At 40.7% G+C, this 2230-nt stretch carries 4 protein-coding genes; all 4 read right to left on the bottom strand.

The window, feature by feature from the left end; genetic code table 11:
• Positions 1-530, bottom strand: a 530-nt coding sequence (locus V7K76_RS24790; protein WP_334778621.1) for a condensation domain-containing protein, incomplete at its 3' end; no start/stop codon positions are given.
• Positions 531-567: 37 nt separating this feature from the next.
• On the bottom strand, positions 568-705 hold the full coding sequence (locus tag V7K76_RS24785) for a hypothetical protein (protein ID WP_334778620.1): 138 nt from the start codon (positions 703-705) through the stop codon (positions 568-570).
• An 84-nt stretch (positions 706-789) separates the two neighbouring features.
• Positions 790-1059: a hypothetical protein gene (locus V7K76_RS24780; protein ID WP_334778619.1), complete on the bottom strand. Its 270-nt coding sequence runs from the start codon at positions 1057-1059 to the stop codon at positions 790-792.
• A gap of 305 nt (positions 1060-1364) precedes the next feature.
• The gene (locus V7K76_RS24775; RefSeq protein ID WP_334775985.1) at positions 1365-1670 is read right to left on the bottom strand and encodes a 2Fe-2S iron-sulfur cluster-binding protein; all 306 of its coding nucleotides are present in this window, start codon (positions 1668-1670) and stop codon (positions 1365-1367) included.
• Positions 1671-2230: the final 560 nt, after the last annotated feature.

The raw sequence follows: 2230 nt of genomic DNA, 5'->3' as shown, positions 1-2230 counted from the left end.
AGCACTCCAATTGACCAGCCATCGGCAACTATGTGATGTAGATTTAGCAGCAGCAGATATTCTGCTTCATCCAGTTGCAGCAGCTTTACTCGCAGCAATGGCCCAGTGGTGAGATTGAAAGGATGTTGAGCCTCTTGGGTTACGATTTGCTGCACTTGTGTGTCGCGTTCTTGGCTCTCGAAATTGCGTAGGTCTATTAAGGGAAGAGGTATGCTTAAGCTAGGTGCGTTAGCGCAGCTTTCCGCAGGAATCGCCTGTACTGGTTGCTGCTCTACCATAGCAAACCTAGTACGTAACGTTTCGTGACGACGTACAATTTCGTTGAATGTCTGCTTTAAGGCGGTGAAGTTGAGGGAACCTGTCAGGTGAAGTGCTGTTGACACGTTGTAAAATGGATTCCCCGGTGCTAACTGGTCGAGAAACCACAATCGCTGCTGGGCGAAAGAAGTGGGAAAAACGAAAACCTCTGCTTCCTCAGAAAAATTAAGTTCTTCATCATCGGTGAGACTACTGTAAATATACTGGCTCATAAGTGAATGGCAAGAAGATTTTGGCAATGAAAATTTCTTAAAGTACAATGCCGTTGAAGATGTCCGAAGTTAGAGAGCTTTTCACCCATACATTTTGGCTGTGATAAAAATCACCACGTTGTTCTAGCGTAAACCCACCCAGCAATAATCCCAACCATACTTCTACCATCGGCATTTTTAATCCACCTTGGAGTTGAGTTAAAGAAATTTCACCTTTGACCTGTGTAAGATATTTTGCGATGTCTACGACGGGCTACGCCTACGCGCTCTGCCATTTTTGGAAATCCTCGTCTGATGCCAAATTGCGGACATCTTCTAAAGTTGTCACCTCATCGAGCATTGCCAAAATATTCGCTTTTTCAACAGGCGCTACTACAGAATCACCCTCCTGGTTAGGATATAAAAATTGGTGTGGCCCATGTGGTTTAAAGGTTTGTGGTGTTTGCGGTTCAATCAAATCATCTAAATCTAGGTGCATTGTTGTCCGCACTAGACCAGCAAAGAGATCGGTGCTAACAATTGGCCCCAAAAGACTATTGCGATCGCGGGTATTGGAGATTAAGTTAGTTAAATTGTTTGTGAGTTGCTTTTCAGCAATTTAACTGATTTCTAAATTGAGACTGCTGCTTTTTTCAAAAGGTTTAATTTAGTGTATAGGCTAGTACCGTAAGGCGGAATTCAAAATGACGCTCGTGACGCTCGATGACTCGCTAACGCTGCGCTAACAAAATTCAAACAGGTATACAGCGTAAGCGTTTCATTGATTTTGAATCGGTGGTTTATTTACGCCGTGTTGTACTAGTGAAACTCGTTTCATCGGGACTGGCTTCTGCCTTATAAAGCTATTTCTTTTTCTTTGTGGGTAATAATCGTGCAATCTGAGGTTGGATGAGCAACACAAATTAGTACATAGCCTTGAGCGATCTGCTCATCGTCTAAATAAGACTGTTCTGACTGATCAACGGAACCATCAACCAACTTCCCAGTACAAGTTGAGCAGACTCCCTGACGACAGGAATAGGGTAACTCCATCCCCTCGATTTCAGCAGTTGAGAGAATATATTCATCTTCGGGAACATTTACCGTTTGGTTAATTCCTTCTTCTTGATTCATCAATTTAATTTTGTATGTCGTCGTCATAATTGTAAACCTCGTTATGAAAGTAATACTCTTCAATTGTTTGTTGCGGAATAAACACCAGATATTGTCAGAGATTGAAATCAGCAAATACCAATGGCTTTTAGAAGTAAGTCTAACTTGATGATTTCGGCTTTTTCTCTCCCATAAGTTCAGGAAATACTGCTAATTTATTCTTCTGAGAGAGAGATTTTCTAAAGTGTAACAACCAGACGTTTGAAATCGAGTATTTACAAGAGTTTGATTGATAGTTGAATTGTATAAGTTGATTAACGACCTAGACAACGAAAAAATGTTGGTTTGGTAGTGATAAATATATAGTGATAATAGAGATTTAGTATTTATACTCGGATAATTCAGTAACTCTTTCCCAATTTTTGTATTGCTTTTTATACTAAAAAATGACGTGCGGAATGTGGGTTAAATACTTAGCTTCGGCGAGGGGATGGGAAATTGTTCTGGGGTGGATGCGATCGCTGTTTTAGCGATCTCCTGATGTAGAATAAGTCTAAAATTAATAACATTCATAATGTTACACGAATTTCTCTTAGCAGAACGTGACG

Origin of the sequence: Nostoc sp. (assembly GCF_036917975.1) — a bacterium.
GTDB lineage: Bacteria > Cyanobacteriota > Cyanobacteriia > Cyanobacteriales > Nostocaceae > Nostoc.
The sequence above is the reverse complement of the archived record's forward strand: the minus strand, read 5'-3'. Positions and strand labels throughout refer to the sequence as shown.